Here is a 22088-nt window from a genome sequence, read left to right as displayed (position 1 = left end):
TCCGGCCCGCTCGGGCGATCACCAGGAGACCGGCAGCGCCTTCCCCTCCTCGTACCCCGCCGCCGACTGCACGCCGACGACGGCGCGCTCGGCGAACTCCGGCAGCGTGGCCGCACCCGCGTAGGTCATGGAGGAGCGTAGGCCCGAGGTGATCATGTCGAGCAGGTCGTCGAGCGACGGCCGCTGCGGATCGAGCAGGATGCGCGAGCTCGAGATCCCCTCCGCGAACAGCGTCTTGCGCGCCCGCTCGAAGCCGTCGAGGCGGCGGAAGCGCTGCTCGACCGCCTTGGTCGACGCCATGCCCCACGACTCCTTGTACCAGCGGCCGGTCTCGTCGACGAGGATCTCGCCGGGCGCTTCGAGGGTGCCGGCGAACCACGAGCCGATCATCACGGCCGAGGCGCCGGCCGCGAGCGCGAGCGCGACGTCGCGCGGGTAGCGCACGCCGCCGTCGGCCCACACCCGGGCGCCGTGCTCGCGCGCGGCCTCGGCCGTCTCGAGCACGGCCGAGAACTGCGGGCGGCCGACAGCGGTCATCATGCGCGTCGTGCACATCGCTCCCGGGCCGACCCCGACCTTGAGGATGTCGGCCCCGGCTTCGGCGAGATCGCGCGCGGCCTGCGCCGTGACGATGTTGCCCCCGACGATCGGCACGCCGAGCGACCGCGCCGCGACGGCGCGCACCGCCTCGATCATCTGCTGCTGGTGCCCGTGGGCGGTGTCGAGCACGAGCACGTCGACGCCCGCCTGCACGAGCGCCGCGGCGCGCTCCGCCGGGTCGCCGTTGACGCCGACGGCGGCCGCGACGCGCAGCCGGCCGTGCGCATCTTGCGCCGGCTCGTAGAGGGTGGCGCGGACTGCGCTGCGCGCGCTCAGCGAGCCGATGATGCGGCCGTGGTGCATGACGGCGACGGCCTCGACCCCCGCCGCCTCGATGAGGTCGAATGCCTGGCGCGGCTCGGTGACGTCCTCGTCGTCGACGGCGGGCACGGCCTCGGCGACGACGTCGCCGAGCTCCGCATCGGGCAGCACGTGCCGCAGCGCGGCGACCGGGATGCACCGCACGGGCTCCCCCGAGCCGTCGACGATCGTCAGCAGGGCGCCGGGGGTGTCCGGCGCGCGCCGCAGCGCCTCCGCGACGGTCGTGCCGCTGCCGACGCGCACGAGCGGGTCGAGCACGGCGTCGGCCGCCTTGACGGCGCGGATCGCGGCGTCGAGATCCTGCAGCGGGAGGTCCTGCGGCAGCACCCCGAGCCCGCCCCGGCGGGCCATGGCGGCGGCGAGCCGCGCACCGGTGACCGAGGTCATGTTGGCGGCGACGAGCGGCACGCGCATCCCGCTCCGATCATCGACCGCGAGGTCGACGCCGAGGCGGCTGCCGACCGCGGAGCGCGCGGGGACGAGGAACACGTCGGAGTAGGTCAGGTCGTGGGGAGGCCGCTCGCTGAGGAATCGCACGGGTGAACGCTAGCCACCCCGCTCGAGGGCCGGTAGTGCGGGTCGGAAGTGGTTAGGCTTATCCGGGCGGAACCAGCGACGGGTCCGTGCGATCCGAACCTCGATTTTGGGAAAGTGGGCGGTCGGCTGTGTCAAGCCAAGTGACCGGAGTGAGCCAGGACGGCGGCGCCGCAGGCGACTTCGGTGCCAACGAGTGGCTCGTTGACGAGATGTACGAGCAGTTCCAGGCGGACAGGAACTCGGTGGACCCGTCATGGTGGCCCATCCTGGAGAAGTACCAGGCGGCCAAGACCGGCGAGGCGGGCGCTCCGGCATCCGCCCCGCCCGCCCCGCATGCCGGGCCCGAGGTGACGCCCGTCATCGAGATCCCGGCCGAGGCCCCCGAGGCGACGACGGCCGCGCAGCCCGCGGCCTCCGTGCCCTCGACCGGCAGCCAGCCGGTCGCGCGCACCACGTCGATCGCCCCGCAGCCGCAGCCCATCCCGGCGCAGGCGCCCACCTCCTCGGCCGCACCGGCCGACCTCGACGACGAGCAGACGGCCCCGGCCGAGGACGCCGTCACACCGCTGCGCGGCATGGCCAAGGCCCTCGCCACGAACATGGACGCGAGCCTCTCGGTGCCCACAGCGACGAGCGTGCGCACCATCCCGGCGAAGCTGATGATCGACAACCGCATCGTCATCAACAACCACCTCAAGCGCGCCCGCGGCGGCAAGGTCTCGTTCACCCACCTCATCGCCTGGGCGATGGTGCGGGCGCTGAAGGAGTTCCCGAGCCAGAACGTCTTCTACGACGAGGTCGACGGCAAGCCCGTCGTCGTCACCCCGGCGCACATCAACCTCGGCATCGCGATCGACATGCCGAAGCCCGACGGCACCCGCGCCCTGCTCGTGCCCGGCATCAAGAAGTGCGACACGATGGGCTTCGGCGACTTCCTCGTCGCCTACGAGGACGTCGTCAAGCGCGCCCGCGACAACAAGCTCGCCGCCGGCGACTTCCAGGGCAACACGATCTCGCTGACGAACCCCGGCGGCATCGGCACCGTGCACTCCGTGCCGCGGCTCATGAAGGGCCAGGGCGCCATCATCGGCGCCGGCGCGCTCGACTACCCGGCCGAGTTCCAGGGCGCATCGCACGAGACCCTGGCCGACCTCGGCATCGGCAAGACCATCACCCTCACGAGCACCTACGACCACCGGGTCATCCAGGGCGCCGGCTCGGGCGAGTTCCTCAAGAAGGTGCACGAGCTGCTCATCGGCCAGCGCGGCTTCTACGAGGACATCTTCTCCGACCTGCGCATCCCCTACGACCCGATCCACTGGGCGCAGGACATCAACGTCGACCTCTCGGGCGCCATCTCGAAGACCGCCCGCGTGCACGAGCTCATCAACTCGTACCGCGTGCGCGGCCACCTCATGGCCGACGTCGACCCGCTGGAATACCGCCAGCGCTCGCACCCCGACCTCGACATCGCCAGCCACGGGCTGACCTTCTGGGATCTCGACCGCGAGTTCGTCGCGGGCGGCTTCGGCGGCAAGCGCACGATGCTGCTGCGCGAGATCCTCGGCGTGCTGCGCGACTCCTACTGCCGCACCGTGGGCATCGAGTACATGCACATCCAGGACCCGGCGCAGCGCCGATGGTTCCAGGATGCTCTCGAGAAGCCGTACCAGAAGCCCACGCACGACGAGCAGATGCGCGTGCTCGGCAAGCTCAACCAGGCCGAGGCGTTCGAGACCTTCCTGCAGACGAAGTACGTCGGTCAGAAGCGCTTCAGCCTCGAGGGCGGCGAGTCGGTCATCGCGCTGCTCGACGAGATCCTGCAGGGCGCGGCCGAGGCCGAGCTCGAGGAGGTCGCGATCGGCATGGCCCACCGCGGCCGCCTGAACGTGCTGGCGAACATCGCCGGCAAGACCTACGGGCAGATCTTCCGCGAGTTCGAGGGCACGCAGGACACCCGCGGCTCGCACGGCTCGGGCGACGTGAAGTACCACCTCGGCACCGAGGGCGTCTTCACGGCCATGAGCGGCAAGCAGATCCCCGTCTACCTCGCCGCGAACCCCTCGCACCTCGAGGCCGTGAACGGCGTGCTCGAGGGCATCGTCCGCGCGAAGCAGGATCGCAAGGGCGACGGCAAGTACGGCGTGCTGCCCGTGCTCGTGCACGGCGACGCGGCCATGGCCGGCCAGGGCGTCGTGCTCGAGACGCTGCAGCTCTCGCAGCTGCGCGGCTACCGCACCGGCGGCACCGTGCACGTCGTGGTCAACAACCAGGTCGGCTTCACCACGCCCCCCGGCGAGGCGCGCTCCTCGGTCTACTCGACCGACGTCGCCAAGACCATCCAGGCGCCGATCTTCCACGTCAACGGCGACGACCCCGAGGCCGTCGTCCGCGTCGCGGAGCTCGCCTTCCGCTACCGGCAGGAGTTCAAGCGCGACGTCGTCATCGACCTCGTCTGCTACCGCCGCCGCGGGCACAACGAGGGCGACGACCCCTCGATGACGCAGCCGCTGATGTACAACCTCATCGAGGCCAAGCGCAGCGTGCGCACCCTCTACACCGAGTCGCTCGTCGGCCGCGGCGACATCACGGCCGAGGAGTTCGAGGCGGCGCACAAGGACTTCCAGGACCGCCTCGAGGTCGCCTTCGCCGAGACCCACGCCGTGCAGACCGGCTCCATCCCCGCCGTCGACGGCGGCACGGGCACGGCGACGCAGGGCGAATCGGCCGAGCCGGCCGAGCCGGAGACCACGGGCGTCGACATCGCCGTCGTGCAGCACATCGGCGACGCCCACGACAACCCGCCCGCCGGCTTCACCATCCACGGCAAGCTGCAGGCGATGCTGAAGAAGCGCGTCGACATGAGCCGGAACGGCGGCGTCGACTGGGGCTTCGGCGAGCTGCTCGCGCTCGGCTCGCTGCTCATGGAGGGCACGCCCGTGCGCCTCGCCGGGCAGGATTCGCGCCGCGGCACCTTCGTGCAGCGCCACGCGGTGCTGCACGACCGCAGCAACGGCCAGGAGTGGCTGCCGCTCGCGAACCTCTCGGACAATCAGGCGAAGTTCTGGATCTACGACTCGCTGCTGAGCGAGTACGCCGCGATGGGCTTCGAGTACGGGTACTCGGTCGAGCGCCCCGACGCCCTCGTGCTCTGGGAGGCGCAGTTCGGCGACTTCGTCAACGGCGCCCAGACGATCGTGGACGAGTTCCTGTCCTCCGCCGAGCAGAAGTGGAACCAGCGCTCGAGCGTCGTACTGCTGCTGCCGCACGGCTACGAGGGCCAGGGCCCCGACCACTCGTCGGCCCGCATCGAGCGCTTCCTGCAGCTCGCCGCCGAGGACAACATGACGATCGCGCGCCCGTCGACGCCGGCCTCGTACTTCCACCTGCTGCGCCGGCAGGCCTACGCCCGCCCGCGGCGCCCGCTCGTGGTCTTCACCCCGAAGGCGATGCTGCGCCTGCGCGGCGCGACAAGCGACGTAGCCGACTTCACCTCGGGCAAGTTCGAGCCCGTGCTCGACGACGCGCGGATCACCGACGGCGCCGCCGTGCGCCGCGTGCTCGTGCACGCCGGCAAGATCCACTACGACCTCAAGAGCGAGATCGAGAAGCGCGGCACCGAGGGGGTCGCCCTGGTGCGGCTCGAGCAGCTCTACCCGCTGCCCGCGGTCGAGCTGCAGGCCGTGCTCGACCGGTACCCGAACGCCGAGATCGTCTGGGTGCAGGACGAGCCCGAGAACCAGGGCGCGTGGCCGTTCTTCGCGCTCGAGAGCGCGAAGCGCTCCGGCCCGCGCGGAGTGCGCGTCATCTCGCGCCCGGCCTCGGCCTCGCCCGCGACCGGGTCGACGAAGCGCAGCGCGCAGGAGCACGCCGCGATCATGGACGCGGCCCTGGCCGAGTAGCGCCGGGGGAACGTCGAAGGGCCCGTCACCGCGAGGTGACGGGCCCTTCGACGTGGAACGGGGTGCGCGGGGCCGACGGGCGGCCCGCGGCGGGCATCCCGCGTCAGGCGTTCGCGTCGGCGCGCAGGATGGCGCCCTCGATCATCGCGCGCAGCTCCTCCGGAGCCTTCTCCTGGCAGGACTGCTTGACCTTCTCGGTCAGCGTGATGCCGACGAGGTGCTCAGCTGAGCAGTCGTCGCAGTTCGCCATGTGCTCGCGGATGTCGCTGCACTGCTGCTCGCTGAGCTCGTTGTGCAGGAACTCCTCGAGCTCGGCCTTGGCCTTGTCGCAGCCGCAGTCGGTCATCGGGTCCTCCTCGGGGCCGTGCTCGCGGTCATGCCGCGCTCGCGCGCGTAGTCGGCGAGGGAGTCGCGCAGGAGCCGACGGCCGCGGTGCAGGCGGCTCATGACGGTTCCGACGGGGGTCTTCATGATGTCGGCGATCTCCTGGTAGGAGAAGCCCTCGACATCGGCGAGGTACACCGCGAGGCGGAAGTCCTCGGGGATCGCCTGCAGGGCGTCCTTCACGACGCCGGAGGGCATGCGGTCGATCGCCTCGGCCTCGGCCGAGCGGCTCGAGCTCGAGGTCGCCGACACGGCGCCGCCGAGCTGCCACTCTGCGAGCTCGTCGACCGAGCCCTGGTACGGGTCACGCTGCTTCTTGCGGTACACGTTGATGAACGTGTTCGTGAGGATGCGGTAGAGCCACGCCTTGAGGTTCGTGCCCTGCTCGAACTGGCCGAACGCGGCGAAGGCCTTCACGAAGGTCTCCTGCACGAGGTCGCTGGCGTCGGCCGGGTTCTTCGTCATGCGCATCGCGGCGCCGTAGAGCTGGTCCATGAACGGCAGCGCCTGCTCCTGGAACATCGCGCGCCGCTCGACGAGCTCGGCCTCGCGGGCCGCCGCCTCGTCCTGCGCCGCGGGCGCGTCGGCCGGCGCGGTCTCGCTCTGCGCGGAGTCGGCCGGCGCGGTGTCGGCCTGCGCCGTCTCGGTTCGGGCCGTCTCGGCCCGCAGCTGGTCAGTCATCGAGCGCCAGTGTACTGAGAGCGCCTGCTCGTCGATCGCGGGCGGCGCGGGGGGTGCATCCATCATGAGGGCGCCCATGGCGCCTCCTTCCGTTTTGCGGCTGCCGATACTCTGGTAACCGATGCTGATCTCCAATCATTCCGGCCCGCAGTTCTCGCCCTACGGCGACGAGGAGCGCCCCGGCACGACCGACCCCGTCGTCGACGCCGCCGCCTGGCCCGCCCCCCGCGCGACCGGCCCGCTGGATGCCCGCCTCACCCTCCCCGGATCGAAGAGCCTCACGAACCGCGAGCTCGTGCTCTCGGCCCTCGCCGACGGCCCCTCGCTGCTGCGGCGCCCGCTGCACTCGCGCGACTCCGCGCTGATGGTGCAGGCGCTGCGCGCCCTCGGCGTCGTCATCGAGGAGGTCGCGGGCGACGGCCTCTACGGGCCGGATCTGCGCATCACTCCCCCGGCCGAGCTCGGCGGCTCGGCGAGCATCGACTGCGGGCTCGCCGGCACCGTCATGCGGTTCCTGCCGCCGCTCGCCGCGCTCGCGCTCGGCCCCGTCGCCTTCGACGGCGACGAGTCGGCCCGCCGTCGGCCGATGCGCACCACGATCGACTCGCTCCGCGCCCTCGGCGTCGACGTCAACGACGACGGCCGCGGCACCCTGCCGTTCAGCCTGTGGGGCGCCGGGGCCGTGCGCGGCGGCGAGATCGCGATCGACGCGAGCGCCTCGAGCCAGTTCGTCTCGGGCCTGCTCCTCGCCGCCCCGCGCTTCACCGAGGGGCTCACCCTGCGCCACACGGGCGAGCACCTGCCCTCGATGCCGCACATCGAGATGACGATCGCCGCGCTCGCGGCCCGCGGCGTCGAGGTCGCGAGCCCCGACGAGGGCGTCTGGGTCGTCGCCCCCGGCCCGATCGCGGCGGCCGACGTCGACATCGAGCCCGACCTCTCCAACGCCGCGCCCTTCCTCATCGCCGCGCTCGTCGCGGGCGGCACCGTCGCGATCGAGGGCTGGCCCCGCTCGACCACGCAGGTCGGCGACGACCTCACGCGCATCCTGCCCCGGTTCGGCGCGACGGTGCGCCGCGACGGCGAGGCAATCGTCGTCGACGGCGGCGCCGGGCTGCTCGGCGGCGCGGCCCTGCCCGGGCTCGAGCTCGACCTGTCGACCGGCGGCGAGCTCGCTCCGGCCCTCGTCGCCCTCGCGGCCCTCGCCGAGGGGCCGAGCCGGGTGACCGGCATCCGCCACCTGCGCGGGCACGAGACCGACCGGCTCAAGGCCCTCGCCGACGACCTCAACGGCATCGGGGGTGCCGTCACCGAGCTCGACGACGGGCTCGCCCTCGAGCCCGCATCCCTCACCGGCGGCGCCTGGCGCGCCTACGAGGACCACCGCATGGCGACGGCCGGCGCGATCGTCGGCCTCGCCGTCGACGGCGTCGAGGTCGACGACATCGGCTCGACCGCGAAGACCCTGCCGCAGTTCGCCGAGCTGTGGCACGGGATGCTCGCCACGAGCCGCGCGACCGCCGAGCCCGCCGGGCAGCAGCCCGGATGAGCTGGCTGCCGCCCGACGACGACGAGCTCGACCCCTACGGCGAGTACGACGAGTCGTCCGTGCGCGCGCGGCCGAACCCGAAGGCCAACCGCCCCCGCAGCAAGCAGCGGCCCGCCCACGTCGACGCGGTCGTCGGGCGCATCGTCACCGTCGACCGCGGGAGGTACCTGGCCCTCGTCGACGAGAACGGCGAGGAGGAGCGCGAGGTCATCACGACCCGCGCGCGCGAGCTGCGCAAGACCGCGATCGTGACGGGCGACCGCGTCGACGTCGTCGGCGACGTGAGCGGCGAGGAGGGCGCGCTCGCCCGCATCGTGCGCGTGCACGACCGCCGCACCCTGCTGCGCCGCAGCGCCGACGACACCGACGTCGTCGAGCGCATCGTCGTCGCGAACGCCGATCAGCTCATGATCGTCGTCGCGGCCGCCGACCCCGAGCCGCGCCCCCGCCTCGTCGACCGCTACCTCGTCGCCGCCTTCGACGCGAAGATCGCGCCGCTCATCGTCGTGACGAAGACCGACCTCGCCGACCCGGAGCCGTTCCTCGAGCACTTCGCCGGGCTCGAGGTCGCCGTCGTGCGCAGCTCGAGCGAGGACCCGCCCGTCGACGAGCTGCTCGGCCACCTGCGCGGCCGCACGACCGTCGCCGTCGGGCACTCGGGCGTCGGCAAGTCGACGCTCGTCAACGCGCTCGTGCCCGGGGCCGGCCGCGCCACCGGCCACGTCAACGCCGTCACGGGCCGCGGACGGCACACGAGCTCCTCGACCGTCTCGCTGCGCCTGCCCGGCCGCGAGGGCTGGATCATCGACACCCCCGGCATCCGCTCCTTCGGCCTCGGGCACATCAACCCCGACAGCATCGTCACCGCCTTCGGCGACCTCGCCGCGATCGCCGCCACCTGCCCGCGGGGCTGCACCCACCTGCCCGACAGCCCCGACTGCGAGCTCGTGGAGGCCGCCGAGCGGGGCGGGCTCGGCCCGCTCGGTCCGCAGCGGCTCGACTCGCTGCAGCGCCTGCTCACGACCCTGACCCGCTCGGCGTACTGAGCCGCCGGGCGGGCGGGCCGCGGCGGGGACGGGCGCGGCCGGGGTGCTCGCGCGTACGCTGGAGGCGTGACCGAGCATCCCGACCTCGCAACCGATCTCGCCGCCGATCTGGCCCTGGCCCTCGACCTCGCCGAGCGGGCCGACGCCGTCTCGATCGCGCGGTTCCGCGCCATGGACCTCGCCGTGACGACGAAGCCCGACCGCACCCCGGTCACCGACGCCGACCGCGAGGTCGAGCGGGTCATCCGCGAGGGGCTCACCGCCGCCCGCCCCGAGGACGGCGTGCTCGGCGAGGAGCTCGGCACCTCCGACGGCACCGGAGCGGGCATCCGCCGCCAGTGGATCATCGACCCCATCGACGGCACCGCCAACTTCCTGCGCGGCAACCCCATCTGGGGCACCCTCATCGCGCTCGCGATCGACGGCGTGCCCGTCGTCGGCGTCGTCAGCTCCCCCGCGCTCGAGCAGCGCTGGTGGGCGGCCCGCGGGCACGGCGCCTTCACGGCGCGCACGGGCGCGCATCATGATCGGGATGCCCGGCCGCTGCGCGTGAGCGGCGTCGAGACCCTCGCCGACGCCGTCGTGTCGTACAACAGCCTGCCGGGCTGGGACGACGCGGGTCGCCTCGACGGCCTGCTCGCCCTCGCACGGGCGAGCTGGCGGGCGCGGGCGATCGGCGACATGTGGTCGTACATGCTCGTCGCGGAGGGCGTGCTCGACGTCGCAAGCGAGTTCGACCTGCAGCCCTACGACATGGCGGCCCTGCAGCCGATCATCGAGGAGGCCGGCGGGCGCTTCACCTCGGTCGACGGCGAGGCGGGGCCGTGGCACGGCTCGGCGCTCGCGAGCAACGGGCTGCTGCACGAGGAGGCGCTCGCCCTCGTCCGCGCGGCGGGAGCCGGCACGTGAGCGCCGCGGGCCGACGCTCCGCCGCCGCGCCCCGAGCGCTCGGGATCGTGGCGATCGCCGCCGCGCTCGCGCTCGCCGGCTGCGCCGACGGCGGCGAGCAGGAGGAGCCGCGCGGCAACGTGTTCTCGCTCGAGGTGGGCGACTGCCTCGGCGACGCCGAGCTGGGCGCCGAGCTCGACTCGGTCGTCCTGCTCCCCTGCGACGAGCCGCACACGAGCGAGATCTACGCCTCGATCATCGTCGGCGATACCGAGTTCCCCGGCCTCGAGGCCATCACGGCCGAGGCCGACGAGCGCTGCCTCGCCGAGTTCGAGGGCTTCACCGGCGGCGCGTGGGCCGACTCCGCCTACGACTTCACCTACCTGCACCCGACGGCGGGCAGCTGGGCGAACGGCGACCGCGAGATCCTGTGCCAGATCTACGACCCGGCCGGCCCCACGACGGGCAGTCTGCAGGGCGCCGGGGCCTGAGCCGCGCGCTCATCCGAGCAGGCCTGTGCGGTGCGACACACGCCCGTAACAGCTCACGCCATAGGGTCGGAGGATCCGCGAGGGGGCCGGTCAGCCGTTCCCCGTCGCGCGCACCCAGCACCGTCCAGCGTCACAGACCGGAGGAACACCTCAATGAGAGCAACTTCGCGACACACACGGCCGTTCTCGGCCATCGCCCTGCTCGCCGTCGGAGCCATTGCGCTCACCGGCTGCGTGCAGAGCGAGCGCGGCACCGACGCCGGCGACGGCGACGGCCCCGACGGCACCTTCGTCTTCGCGGCATCCGGCGACCCGGTGAGCCTCGACCCGGCATTCGCGAGCGACGGGGAGTCCTTCCGCGTCGCGCGCCAGATGTTCGAGGGCCTCGTCGGCGTCGAAGCCGGCTCCGCCGACCCCGCCCCGCTGCTCGCCGAGTCGTGGGAGCAGTCGGAGGACGGCCTCAGCTACACCTTCCAGCTGCAGGAGGGCGTGACCTTCCACGACGGCACCCCCTTCGACGGCGAGGCCGTCTGCGCCAACTTCGACCGCTGGTACAACTTCGAGGGCCTGGCGCAGAGCCCGGGCCTCGCCTACTACTACGGCAGCCTCTTCCGCGGCTACGCGGGCGACGACGACGCCCTCTACGAGAGCTGCGAGGCCACGGCTGAGACCGAGGCCGTCATCACGTTGACCACGCCGTTCGCCGGCTTCATCGCCTCGCTCTCGCTGCCCGCCTTCTCGATGCAGAGCCCCACGGCTCTCGCCGAGTACGGCGCCGACGAGGTCGGCGGCACCGACGAGGCACCCGTGCTCTCCGAGTACGCCACCGCGTACCCGACCGGCACCGGCCCCTACGTCTTCGAGTCGTGGGACGTCGGATCGCAGCTCGAGCTCAGCGCCAACCCCGACTACTGGGGGGAGGCGGGCGATGTCACCGACATCATCTTCCGCGTGATCGACGACCCGAACGCGCGACGACAGGCGCTCGAGGCCGGCAGCATCGACGGCTACGACCTCGTCGCCCCCGCCGATACCGTCGCGCTCGAGGACGCCGGGTTCCAGATCGTGCCGCGCGACCCGTTCACGATCCTCTACCTGGGCTTCAACCAGGCCATCCCGGAGCTCGCCGATGTGCGCGTGCGCCAGGCGATCTCGCAGGCCATCGACAAGGAGCAGCTGATCGCGCAGACGCTGCCCGAGGGCACGCAGCTGGCCACCCAGTTCATCCCGCCCGTCGTCGCCGGCTACAACGAGGACGTCACGACGTACGACTACGACCCCGAGGCCGCGCGGGCGCTGCTCGCCGACGCCGGGTACCCCGACGGATTCTCGCTCGACTTCAACTACCCGACGAACATCTCGCGGCCGTACATGCCGACCCCCGAGCAGGTCTTCACGAACCTCAGCAGCCAGCTGGCCGAGATCGGCATCACGGTCAACCCGCAGCCGAACGAGTGGGGCGAGTACCTCAACCGCGTGCAGAACACCGAGGATCACGGTATCCACCTCCTCGGCTGGACGGGCGACTACAACGACACCGACAACTTCGTCGGCGTCTTCTTCGGCGCCGAGAAGCCGGAGTTCGGCTTCGACAACCCGGAGCTCTTCGCCGCCCTCGACGAGGCCCGCGGGGTCGCCGACCTCGAGGAGCAGCTGCCGCTCTACGAGTCGATCAACGAGCAGATCGCCGAGTTCATCCCGGCCGTGCCACTCGCGCACCCGGCTCCGTCGCTCGCCTTCGGCGAGCGCGTCGAGAGCTACCCGGTGAGCCCGGTCAACGACGAGGTGTTCAACCTCATCGAGCTGGCCGACTAGCACCGCCCTGGACGGGGGCGGGACCCACCGGGTCCCGCCCCCGTCCCCCTGCGACCGGAAGGACCCCCTCGTGCTCCGTCTCATCGGCAAACGGGTAGCGCTGCTCGTGCCGACGCTGTTCGGCCTCTCCCTGCTGCTGTTCCTCTGGGTGCGCTCGCTGCCCGGCGGCCCGGCGACGGCGCTGCTCGGCGAGCGCGCCACCCCCGAGCGCGTCGCCGAGGTGAACGCGGCCTACGGCTTCGACCGGCCCATCCTCGAGCAGTACGTGACCTACATCGGCCGGCTCGTCTCGGGCGACTTCGGCGTCTCGATCCAGACCGGCAGGCCGGTGCTCGAGGAGTTCGCGAACCGCTTCCCCGCCACCATCGAGCTGACGATCGTCGCGCTCATCGTGGCCATCGGCATCGGCATCCCGCTCGGGTACCTCTCGGCGAAGTACTACGGCAAGGCGCCCGACCACATCGCGGTCGTCGTGAGCCTGCTCGGCGTCACCATCCCCGTCTTCTTCCTCGCCTTCATCCTCAAGTACGTCTTCGCCGTCGAGCTGGGCTGGTTCCCGCCCGACGGCCGGCAGGACCCCCGCATCGACGCCACCGACGTCACCGGCTTCGCCGTGCTCGACGGCCTGCTGACAGGCGAGTTCGACGCCTCGGGCGACGCGCTCATGCACCTCGTGCTGCCCGGCATCGCCCTCGGCACCATCCCGCTCGCCATCATCGCGCGCATCACCCGGGCATCCGTGCTCGAGGTCACCGGCGCCGACTACGTGCGCACCGCCCGGGCCAAGGGCCTCTCGGGCGGGCTCATCCGCGACCGCTTCGTGCTGCGCAACGCGCTGCTGCCGGTCGTCACGACCATCGGCCTGCAGCTCGGCCTGCTCATCTCGGGGGCGGTGCTCACCGAGACGGTCTTCGCCTTCGCCGGCATCGGCAACTTCCTCGCCGACGCGATCTTCCGGCGCGACTTCCCCGTGCTGCAGGGGTTCATCCTGTTCATCGCGATCCTGTACGCGCTGATCAACCTCATCGTCGACATCAGCTACAGCATCATCGACCCCCGGGTGCGTGTCCAATGACCAACAGCCTTCCCCCCGCCGCGGCGCCCATGGGCGACGCCCCCCGCCCGACCGGGCGCGCGACCGACGACCTCGCCGGCTCGAGCCTCTGGCGCGACGCCTGGCGCCGGCTGCGCCGCAACCCGCAGGCAATCGCGGGCGCGCTCGTCGTGCTCGTCTTCGTGCTCATCGCCGCGCTCGCGCCGCTCCTCGCCCCCTACCCGGGCGAGGCGCTGCCCGGGCAGCGCGAGGTCACGCCGACCTTCCTGCCCGGCATCGGCGAGAACCCCGCGTTCCCGCTCGGCATCGACCGCTTCGGCGGCGACGTGCTCAGCAAGCTCATCTGGGGCGCGCAGGCCTCGCTGCTGATCGGCCTCATCTCGACGGCCCTCGGTCTCGCGGGCGGCATGCTCATCGGCTGGGTGGCCGGCACCTTCGGCGGCTGGATCGACAACGTCATCATGCGCTTCGTCGACATCCTGCTCTCGGTGCCGAACCTGCTCCTCGCGGTCAGCATCGCGGCCATCCTCGGGCAGAACCCCGCGGCCATCATGATCGCGATCGGCGTCTCCCAGGTGCCGATCTTCGCGCGCCTGCTGCGCTCGTCGATGATCGCCCAGCAGAACAAGGAGTACGTGCTCGCCGCCCGCACCCTCGGCCTCAGCAAGAGCGCCGTGAGCCTGTCGCACATCCTGCCCAACAGCCTCGGGCCGGTCATCGTGCAGGGCACGCTGAGCCTCGCCACCGCGGTCATCGAGGCGGCCGCCCTGTCGTTCCTCGGGCTCGGCGGCGGGCGCCCCGAGACGGCCGAGTGGGGCCGCATGCTCACCTACGCGCAGAACGAGCTGGCGATCGCCCCGCACCTGGCCTTCCTGCCCGGCCTCTGCATCGCCATCACGGCGCTCGGCTTCACGCTGCTCGGGGAGTCGCTGCGCGAGGCGCTCGACCCCACCGCCGGCACGCGGCGCTGACGAGGCGCGGGCCGTCCGGTCATCCGGACGGCTCGCGCGTCGCGCCTCGTCCCGCCCGGGCTAGGCCGCGCCGAGCGCGGCGCCCGGGATGGAGGCGAGCAGCGCCTTCGTGTAGGGGTGCTGAGGGCTCTCGAAGAGCTGCTCGCTCGGCGCCTGCTCGACGATGCGGCCGTTCTGCATGACGCAGACGTGGTCGCTGATGAGGCGCACGACGGCGAGGTCGTGGCTGATGAAGAGGTAGCTGAGCCCCAGTTCGCGCTGCAGCTCGGCGAGCAGGTCGAGGATCTGCGCCTGCACGAGCACGTCGAGCGCCGAGACGGGCTCGTCGCAGACGATGAGCCGGGGCTTGAGCGCGAGCGCCCGGGCGATCGCGACGCGCTGCCGCTGCCCGCCGCTCAGCTGCGAGGGGTAGCGCGCCGCGGTGCTCGTCGGCAGCGAGACCTGCTCGAGCAGCTCGTGCACGCGGGCCCGGCGCTCGCGGCCCGAGCCGCGATCGTAGACCGCGAGGGGCTCCTCGATGATGCGCTGCACGGTGAAGGAGGGGTTGAGCGAGGAGTACGGGTCCTGGAAGACCGGCTGCACGTTCTCGCGGAACCGCCGCAGCGCCGCGGCGTCCATCGCCGAGACGTCCTCCCCGTCGAAGCGGATGCTGCCGCTCGTCGGCTCGATCGCCCGCAGCAGCATCCGCGCCGTCGTCGTCTTGCCCGAGCCGGACTCGCCGACGATCGCGACGGTGCTGCCGCGCGGGATGCTCAGGCTCACGCCGTCGACGGCGACGAAGTCGTCCCGGCGCCCGCGGCGGCGGTAGACCTTCGTCAGCTCGCGGATCTCGACGATGTTGTCCTCGACGGCCGGAGCGGGCTCGGGCGCCCCGCCCGTCGCGCCCTCGACGGGGGCCGCGGCCGCGAGCGGCCGCGCCGGTGCCGCCCGCGCGATCGCGACGCTCGGGGCGGCGGCGACGAGCCGGCGGGTGTACTCGTGCTCGGGCTGCGAGAGGATCTGCTCGGCCGAGCCGGTCTCCACGACGCGGCCCTTGCTCATGACGACGACGCGGGCGGCCCGCTCGGCGGCGAGGCCGAGGTCGTGGGTGATGAGCAGCACGCTCGTGCCGAACTCGTCGGTCATGCGCTCGATCTGGTCGAGGATGGTGCGCTGCACGGTGACGTCGAGGGCGCTCGTCGGCTCGTCTGCGATGAGCAGCCGGGGCCGGCAGGCGAGGCCGATGGCGATGAGGGCCCGCTGGCGCATGCCGCCGGAGAGCTCGTGCGGGTACTGCTTGGCCGTCGCGGCCGGGTCGGGCAGGCCGGCGGCGGCGAGGGCCGCGTGCACGGCGGCGTCGAGGCCGTCGCGGCCGACCATGTCGTGCGCGCGCAGGGTCTCGGCGACCTGCGTGCCGACCTTCGAGACGGGGTTGAGGTTCGACATCGGGTCCTGCGGGACGAGGCCGATGGAGGCCCCGCGCACCTTCTGCATGCGCGATTCGGCGAGCCCGACGAGCTCGGTGCCGTCGAAGCGGATGCTGCCGCGCTGCACGTCGCCGTTGCCGGCGAGCAGCCCGATGACGGCCATCGCGGTGGTCGACTTGCCCGAGCCGGACTCGCCGACGATCGCGACCGTCTCGCCGGCGGCGACGTCGAGGTCGACGCCCGTGACCGCCTCGACGATGCCGCCCGGGGTGCGGAAGCCGATGGTGAGGTCGCGGACCTGGAGCAGGGGTGTCGACGGCGTGGTCATCCGACCATTCTGTCGGCTGCGGCCGCCGAGCGGGCGCAGCCCGCGCACTCTTAACGCCGGCGAAACCTCGTGCGGCCGCGGGGGCCCGCGAGCGGGTTGCTAGGCTCGCCCGCGACGCGCCGCCGGCATCCCGCCCCGGTCGGCAGCCCGCCCCCGCGAGAGAGCACGATGAGCCACGAGACCCGCCCCGCCGACGCCCCCTCCCCCGGCCCGACGCCGGCGAGCGACCGCCGGGTCGGCCCCGTGCAGCGGCTCGTGCGCCTGCTGCTCGATCTCGTGCGCGGCGGCCTCATCGGCGTCGTCGAGATCGTTCCCGGCGTCAGCGGCGGCACGGTCGCGCTCATCGTCGGCGTCTACGAGACGCTCATCGACGGCGCCGGCCACCTCGCGCGCGGGGCGGCGCTGCTCGTCGCGGACGGGCTGCGCGGGCGCGGCATCCGTCGGGCGATGGAGCACGTCCGGTCGGTGCGCTGGTCGGTCGTGCTGCCCCTCGGCATCGGGATGCTCATCGCCATCGTCGCCGGGGCGGCGCTGCTGGCGCCGCTGCTCGAGTCGAACCCCATCCAGACGAAGGCGCTCTTCGCCGGCCTCATCGCCGCCTCGCTCATCGTGCCCATCCGCATGGTCGGCGGGCGCTGGCGGGCGCGCGAGGTCGTCATCGCGCTCCTCGCGGCCGCCACGAGCTTCGTGCTCACCGGGCTCCCGCCCGCCGCGGAGGCCGACCCCTCCCTCGTCGTCGTCGCCATCGCCGCGGCGTTCGCGGTGTGCGCGCTCGTGCTGCCCGGCGTCTCGGGATCGTTCCTGCTGCTGACCGTCGGCATGTACGCGCCCACGCTCGCCGCCGTCAACGACCGCGACCTCGCCTACCTCGGCGCCTTCGTCCTCGGCGCGGTGCTCGGGCTCGGCCTCTTCGTCTCGGGCCTGCAGTGGCTGCTCGCGCACCGGCACCGCATCACCCTCGTCGTGATGACCGGGCTCATGCTCGGCTCGCTGCGCGCGCTGTGGCCGTGGCAGACCGAGGGCAACGCGCTGCAGGCGCCCGACGAGGGCGTCGGCTCGGCCGTGCTGCTGTTCGGCATCGGCGTCGTCGCGGTGCTCGCGCTCATCGCCGTCGAGGCGGTGCTGCTGCGGCGGCGCGTGCTCTCCCCCGACAGCGTCAGCGATGAGCGGCCCGAGCCCGACGAGCGGCCCGCGCCGGCCGAGCGCTAGCGGGCGAGCACCGCGCGCAGGGCATCCCGCAGCGCGCTCGTCGGGTCGTCGACGGCCGAGTGGGAGCGCCAGGCGACGTGCTTGTCGGGGCGGATCAGCACGCAGCCGTCCTCCTCGATGCCGCGGATGCGCTCCCAGTCGTTGTAGACGTCGGTGACCTCGCGGCCGGGACCGATGACGATCGCGCTGAGCGGGATGCCGAGCTCGGCCGCCACAGCCGATGCGGCGGTCGCCCACTCCTCCCCGGCGATGCCGGTGAGGAGCGTGAACTGCCCGGTCGCCGCGACGTCGTGGGTCGAGACCTTCTGGCGGTCGCGCAGCAGCCAGGCGTGCGGCAGACGCGCGCCGGGGAAGGTCGTGGCCTCGTAGTACAGCTCGGGGTCGCGGGTCGGCACGGGGCGCTCGGTGCCGTCGGGCACCACGGCGGCGGAGTCGTACTGCTGCCCCAGCTCGACGCCGAGGGCGTTGAACTCGTAGTCCTTGAGCTCGATGGCCTTCGTCAGCGCCGCGCGGCGGGCACGGGCATCCGGCGTGTTCTCGGTGCGCGCGTCGATGTTCGCCTGCATCTGCACGGGGTCGCTCGTGCCGAGCACGCCCAGGGCCTCGAAGATGGGCCCGAACTCGGCGCCCGACTTGTTGGCCCGCAGCACGATCTGCTTCGCGACGGGCGCGCGCTCGGCCTGGTAGCTGTCGAGCAACGACTCGCCGGCGAGGCCCTTGATGACGTACGCGAGCTTCCAGGCGAGGTTGTACGAGTCGCCGATCGAGGTGTTCGAGCCGAGCCCGTTCGACGGCGGGTGGCGGTGGATCGCGTCGCCCGCGGCGAAGACGCGCCCGTTCGACAGGGTCGTGGCGTACATCTCGTTGTTGCCCCAGAGCGAGGTGCCCGTGATCTCGACCGGCAGCTCCTGGTCGCCGACGAGGTTGCGCACGATCTGGATGGCGGCGGCCTCATCGACCTCGGGCGGCGGCTGCGTGATGTCGTAGCCCCAGACGATGAGCCACTCGTTCCACGGGCGCACCATGCGCACGAGGCCCATGCCGATGCCGCCGATGTTCGAGCCGGGCTGCAGCACCCAGTAGAGCACGCTCGGGCGGTGGGCGACGAGGTGGCTGAGGTCGGCCGTGAAGGTGATGTTCATCGAGCCGGCGATGTCCATGCGGCCCTCGTACTCGAGGCCCGCCTGCGCGGCGACGACCGAGCGCGCGCCGTCGGCGCCGATGAGGTAGCGGGCCCGGATGCCGCACTCCTCGCCCGTGAGCCGATCGCGCACGGTGACGGTGACGCCCTCGTCGTCCTGCTCGAAGGAGACGAACTCGGTGGAGAAGCGCACGACGGCGCCGCGCTCCGCGGCGGTGCGGATGAGGATCGGCTCGAGCAGATTCTGCGGCAGATCGCAGTTGAGGCTCGGACTCGCCGCCTCGTAGTCGGCGTGACGCGCGGGCGAGGTGCCCCACGTGTGCATGCGCCCGAGCTCCTCGCCGGTGAGCGAGGTGCAGAAGACGGTGTCGCCCATGAGGTGGTGCGGCACGGCCTCGGCGAGCACCTGCTGCTCGATCCCGAAGTCGCGGAAGATCTCCATCGCGCGCTGGTTGGTGATGTGCGCGCGCGGCGTGTTGGCCGTCCAGCTGTACTTCGTGATGACGTGGGTGCGGATGCCGTGGGTGGCGAGGAACATGGCCGCCGAGGCGCCGGCGGGGCCGCTGCCGACGACGAGCACGTCGGTCTCGATGCGGATCTCGGTCATGATGCGTCTCCTGTGCTGGGGTCGGTGCGGTCGTCGGGGCCGGTGCGGCGGGTCGGTGCGGCGGGTCGGTGCGGCGCGGTCGGTGGATGCGCGGCTCAGGCGCCCGTGGGCGCGAGCACGATGTCGAAGGCCGTTGAGCTCCACGGCTCGTCGACGCGGCGGCCGGGCGCCTCGCCCGGCTCGTGCCGCTCGAAGTCGAGGATGAGGCTCTGCTTCACGCCGAAGACGGCGTCGTCGCCGAGCCACTCGTCGCCCGCGACGAAGATGTGCGTGATGAGGGTGTCGAAGCCCTCGGCCTCGACCATGAAGTGGATGTGCGCCGGGCGCATCACCGAGCGGCTCGTCGCGGCGAGCAGGTCGCCCACGGGGCCGTCGTGCGGGATCGGGTAGGCGGCGGGCTGCACCGTCCAGAAGTCGTACTCGCCGTTCTCGTCGGTGAAGAGGTGGGCGCGGGCCTGCACGACGTCGCCGGTGTACTGCACGTCGTAGAAGCCGTCCTCGTCGGCGCCCCAGACCTCGACGCGGGCACCCGCGATCGGGGCGCCGTCGACGCCCGTCACGCGGCCGCGCACGTGGCAGGGCATCCCCTTCACGCCCTCGCCCATGTCGCCGCCGCGCGGGATCTCGGGGCTGTTCTCGAGGAAGAAGGGCCCGAACACGGTCGACTCGGTCGCCTCGGCCGAGGCGGGCGCGTTCATGCCGACGGTGAGCATCGAGAGGCCGAGCACGTCGCTGAGCAGGATGAACTCCTGCCGGCGGTCGTCGGTGATGTGCCCGGCGCGGGTGAGGAACCCGATCGCGGCCTCCCACTCGGGCGTGGTGAGGCGCACCTCGCGGGCGAAGGCGTGCAGGTGGCGCGTGAGCGCCTGCATGAGGTGCTGCAGCCGGGCATCCGGCGTGCCCGCGAAGCTCGCGACCACCTCGTCGGTGACCCGCTGCTCGCGCGCGGACTGCTCGGTGTGCTGCTGCTCGTCGTGCTCGGACGTCATCGTCGTCGCCACCTCTCTGTGGACGGTCGTGCTGCGGGGCCTCCGGCGGTCGGATCGGATGCTCCGCATCCGCCCTGTCGCCACCTCCCGGCAGACTGTACTCTAGGCGAACCGAAGTTCGCTATCCGAATACCATGCATTCGCATACTACGCGGCGAGCGGGCGCGACCGACAGGAGCACCCCGTGGATTTCCTCTACACCGCCCTCCCCTACCGCGTGACGTTCGGCGCCGGATCGAGCCGCACCGCCGTCGCCGGCGAGCTCGAGGCGCTGGGGCTCACCCGCGTCATGCTCATCGCCGCCGAGGCCGAGGGCGCGCTCGCCGATGAGCTCAGCGCCCCGTGGCGCGACCGCGTGGCCGTGCGCTTCAGCGGCGTGCGCCCGCACGTTCCCGACGCGGTCGCCGAGGAGGCCCGGCGCGTCGCCGCCGAGCACAGCGTCGACGGCCTCGTCTCGATCGGCGGCGGCTCGACCACCGGCACCGCCAAGATCGTCGCCCTCACCACGGGCCTGCCGATCATCGCCATCCCCACCACCTACGCCGGCAGCGAGATGACGCCCGTCTGGGGCCTCACCACGGCCTCCCGCAAGGAGACGGGGGTGGATGCCCGCGTGCTGCCGCGCAGCGTCGTCTACGACGACGAGCTCGTCGCCACCCTCCCCGACGACCTCGCCGTCGCCTCGGCGCTCAACGCCATGGCCCACTGCGTCGAGTCGTTCTGGACCCCGGCCTCGAACCCCATCGTGCGCCTCATGGCCGGCGAGGGCGTCCGCGCGCTGGCCGAGGGCCTGCGCGGCATCCGCGGCGAGGGCCGCGACGCCGCCCGCGAGCGCCTCGTCTACGGCTCGTTCCTCGCCGGCATGTCGTTCGCCGCCGCCGGCTCGGGCCTGCACCACAAGATCTGCCACGCCCTCGGCGGCGCCTTCGACCTGCCGCACGCGCAGACGCACGCCGTCGTGCTGCCGCACGTGCTCGCCTTCACCGCGCCCGCGGCCCCCGAGGCCGCCGCGCGACTCGCGGAGGCCCTCGGCGTCGACGATGCCGTCGAGGGTCTTCGCGAGCTCGGCCGCGAGGCCGGCGCCCCGCGCGGCCTTCGCGAGCTCGGCCTCACCGAGGCGCAGCTCGAGGAGGCCGTCGGCATCGTCGAGGCGAAGCTGCCGATCGAGCACCCGGCGCCGGTCGACCGCGCGGCGATCGAGGGCATCCTGCGCGGCGCGTTCGGCTAGCGCAGGGCGACGGCGCCGGAGGATAGGGCGGCGAGGCTAGCGGCGGGCGGCGAGGTCGGCCTCGATCCCGCTCGCGACCTGCTGGATGCGCTCGAGGAAGGTCGTGCGCAGCGTGTCGAGGGTCACGCGCGTGGAGTGCGCCGAGGCGTTCACCGTCGCGATGACCTGGCCCCGGGCATCCCGCACCGGAACGGCGACGCTGCGCACGCCGATCTCGAGCTCCTGATCGAGCACGCACCAGCCCTGCTCGCGCACGCGGTCGATCTCGGTGCGCAGGCCCTCGGCGGTCGTGATCGTCGACGGCGTGCGGGGCTCGAGCGCGACCCGGCCGAGGAACGCCTCGAGCTCGGCCTCAGGCAGCGAGGCGAGCATGACGCGCCCCATCGAGGTGGTCGCGGCGGGCAGACGGGTGCCGACGGCGAGGTTGATCGACATGATGCGGGTGGTGGATGCTCGCGCGATGTAGACGACGCTGTCGCCGTCGAGCACCGAGGCCGAGCACGACTCGTGCAGCTGGTCGGCGGCGGGCGTGAGGTGCTCGAGCGCGATGTCGGCGAGCGAGAGCGACGACAGGTAGGCGTAGCCGAGCTGCAGCACCGAGGGCCGCAGGTAGAACTGCCCGGCGTCGCTGCCGACGTAGCCGAGGTGCTGCAGCGTGATGAGGAACCGCCGCGCGGCCGCCCTCGTCAGCCCGGTGTGGCGGGCGACCTCGGAGAGCGTGAGGCGCGGGCGCTCGTCGCTGAAGGCCCGCACGACGGCGAGGCCGCGCTCGAGCGACTGCACGAACTCGGTCGGCCGGTCGGCGATGGGGGCGGCGCTGTCTGAGGTCATCTCGTCCGATCCTGCGGGGCGGGGCGGGCGGCCCCGGGGGCTCGCCCGGCGTGCGGGGGTCGCCGCGCTGTGCGCATGGCGAACCCCAGCGTGGGCGAGTCGTCCCGTCG

Annotated in this window: 17 protein-coding genes; 10 read left to right on the top strand and 7 right to left on the bottom strand. The window is 72.7% G+C overall.

The window, feature by feature from the left end:
* Nucleotides 1-18: 18 nt before the first annotated feature.
* Entirely contained in the window at nt 19-1458 is a 1440-nt protein-coding gene (guaB1, locus tag HGB54_RS04685) for a GMP reductase (RefSeq protein WP_168915415.1), read from the bottom strand.
* Between the two features lie 128 nt (nt 1459-1586).
* On the opposite strand from guaB1, the gene HGB54_RS04680 reads away from it, so the two are divergent.
* Nucleotides 1587-5360 carry a multifunctional oxoglutarate decarboxylase/oxoglutarate dehydrogenase thiamine pyrophosphate-binding subunit/dihydrolipoyllysine-residue succinyltransferase subunit gene (locus tag HGB54_RS04680; protein WP_168915414.1) on the top strand — a complete coding sequence of 1258 codons (3774 nt, stop codon included), beginning with the start codon at nt 1587-1589 and terminating at the stop codon, nt 5358-5360.
* Nucleotides 5361-5463: 103 nt separating this feature from the next.
* Here HGB54_RS04680 and HGB54_RS04675 read toward each other — a convergent pair whose 3' ends face one another.
* Both HGB54_RS04675 and HGB54_RS04670 read right to left on the bottom strand, forming a co-directional pair.
* A complete protein-coding gene (locus tag HGB54_RS04675; RefSeq protein WP_168915413.1) occupies nt 5464-5706 on the bottom strand; it encodes a zf-HC2 domain-containing protein in 243 nt (80 codons plus the stop codon).
* Entirely contained in the window at nt 5703-6503 is an 801-nt protein-coding gene (locus HGB54_RS04670; RefSeq protein ID WP_228545954.1) for a sigma-70 family RNA polymerase sigma factor, read from the bottom strand. The genes HGB54_RS04675 and HGB54_RS04670 overlap by 4 nt, the downstream gene beginning before the upstream one ends.
* A gap of 43 nt (nt 6504-6546) precedes the next feature.
* Here HGB54_RS04670 and aroA point away from each other — a divergent pair, with 43 nt between their 5' ends.
* The 7 genes from aroA (at nt 6547) to HGB54_RS04635 (ending at nt 14239) form a co-directional block, all read left to right on the top strand.
* A complete protein-coding gene (aroA, locus tag HGB54_RS04665) occupies nt 6547-7974 on the top strand; it encodes a 3-phosphoshikimate 1-carboxyvinyltransferase (RefSeq protein ID WP_168915412.1) in 1428 nt (475 codons plus the stop codon).
* Nucleotides 7971-9020: a ribosome small subunit-dependent GTPase A gene (gene rsgA / locus HGB54_RS04660; protein ID WP_168915411.1), complete on the top strand. Its 1050-nt coding sequence runs from the start codon at nt 7971-7973 to the stop codon at nt 9018-9020. Before aroA ends, rsgA begins: the two co-directional genes overlap by 4 nt.
* Nucleotides 9021-9086: 66 nt before the next feature.
* Entirely contained in the window at nt 9087-9929 is an 843-nt protein-coding gene (locus HGB54_RS04655; protein ID WP_168915410.1) for an inositol monophosphatase family protein, read from the top strand.
* Complete coding sequence (locus tag HGB54_RS04650; RefSeq protein WP_168915409.1) at nt 9926-10399, top strand: septum formation family protein; 474 nt, start codon at nt 9926-9928, stop codon at nt 10397-10399. Before HGB54_RS04655 ends, HGB54_RS04650 begins: the two co-directional genes overlap by 4 nt.
* A 153-nt stretch (nt 10400-10552) precedes the next feature.
* The gene (locus HGB54_RS04645) at nt 10553-12214 is read left to right on the top strand and encodes an ABC transporter substrate-binding protein (protein WP_168915408.1); all 1662 of its coding nucleotides are present in this window, start codon (nt 10553-10555) and stop codon (nt 12212-12214) included.
* Nucleotides 12215-12284: 70 nt separating this feature from the next.
* Nucleotides 12285-13289 carry an ABC transporter permease gene (locus HGB54_RS04640; RefSeq protein WP_168915407.1) on the top strand — a complete coding sequence of 335 codons (1005 nt, stop codon included), beginning with the start codon at nt 12285-12287 and terminating at the stop codon, nt 13287-13289.
* Between the two features lie 29 nt (nt 13290-13318).
* Nucleotides 13319-14239 (top strand): ABC transporter permease, encoded by a 921-nt coding sequence (locus tag HGB54_RS04635; RefSeq protein WP_228545953.1) that lies wholly within the window; start codon nt 13319-13321, stop codon nt 14237-14239.
* Nucleotides 14240-14299: 60 nt separating this feature from the next.
* Here HGB54_RS04635 and HGB54_RS04630 read toward each other — a convergent pair whose 3' ends face one another.
* A complete protein-coding gene (locus HGB54_RS04630; RefSeq protein ID WP_168915405.1) occupies nt 14300-15973 on the bottom strand; it encodes an ABC transporter ATP-binding protein in 1674 nt (557 codons plus the stop codon).
* Nucleotides 15974-16141: 168 nt separating this feature from the next.
* Between HGB54_RS04630 and HGB54_RS04625 the strand changes: the two genes are divergently transcribed.
* The gene (locus tag HGB54_RS04625) at nt 16142-17182 is read left to right on the top strand and encodes a DUF368 domain-containing protein (protein ID WP_168915404.1); all 1041 of its coding nucleotides are present in this window, start codon (nt 16142-16144) and stop codon (nt 17180-17182) included.
* Here the strand turns inward: HGB54_RS04625 and HGB54_RS04620 are convergent.
* On the bottom strand, nt 17179-18930 hold the full coding sequence (locus HGB54_RS04620; protein ID WP_168915403.1) for an FAD-dependent oxidoreductase: 1752 nt from the start codon (nt 18928-18930) through the stop codon (nt 17179-17181). The genes HGB54_RS04625 and HGB54_RS04620 overlap by 4 nt on opposite strands.
* A gap of 95 nt (nt 18931-19025) precedes the next feature.
* Nucleotides 19026-19919, bottom strand: coding sequence for an intradiol ring-cleavage dioxygenase (locus HGB54_RS04615; RefSeq protein WP_168915402.1), 894 nt, complete (start codon nt 19917-19919; stop codon nt 19026-19028).
* 184 nt (nt 19920-20103) lie between these two features.
* On the opposite strand from HGB54_RS04615, the gene HGB54_RS04610 reads away from it, so the two are divergent.
* Nucleotides 20104-21147, top strand: coding sequence for a maleylacetate reductase (locus tag HGB54_RS04610; protein ID WP_168915401.1), 1044 nt, complete (start codon nt 20104-20106; stop codon nt 21145-21147).
* 36 nt (nt 21148-21183) lie between these two features.
* On the opposite strand, the gene HGB54_RS04605 is transcribed toward HGB54_RS04610, so the two are convergent.
* Nucleotides 21184-21978: an IclR family transcriptional regulator domain-containing protein gene (locus HGB54_RS04605; protein ID WP_168915400.1), complete on the bottom strand. Its 795-nt coding sequence runs from the start codon at nt 21976-21978 to the stop codon at nt 21184-21186.
* Nucleotides 21979-22088: the final 110 nt, after the last annotated feature.

The organism is Microcella flavibacter, from assembly GCF_012530535.1.
GTDB classification, from domain to species: domain Bacteria; phylum Actinomycetota; class Actinomycetes; order Actinomycetales; family Microbacteriaceae; genus Microcella; species Microcella flavibacter.
Note: the sequence above shows the minus strand (reverse complement) of the source record. Positions and strands in the feature narration are given on the sequence as shown.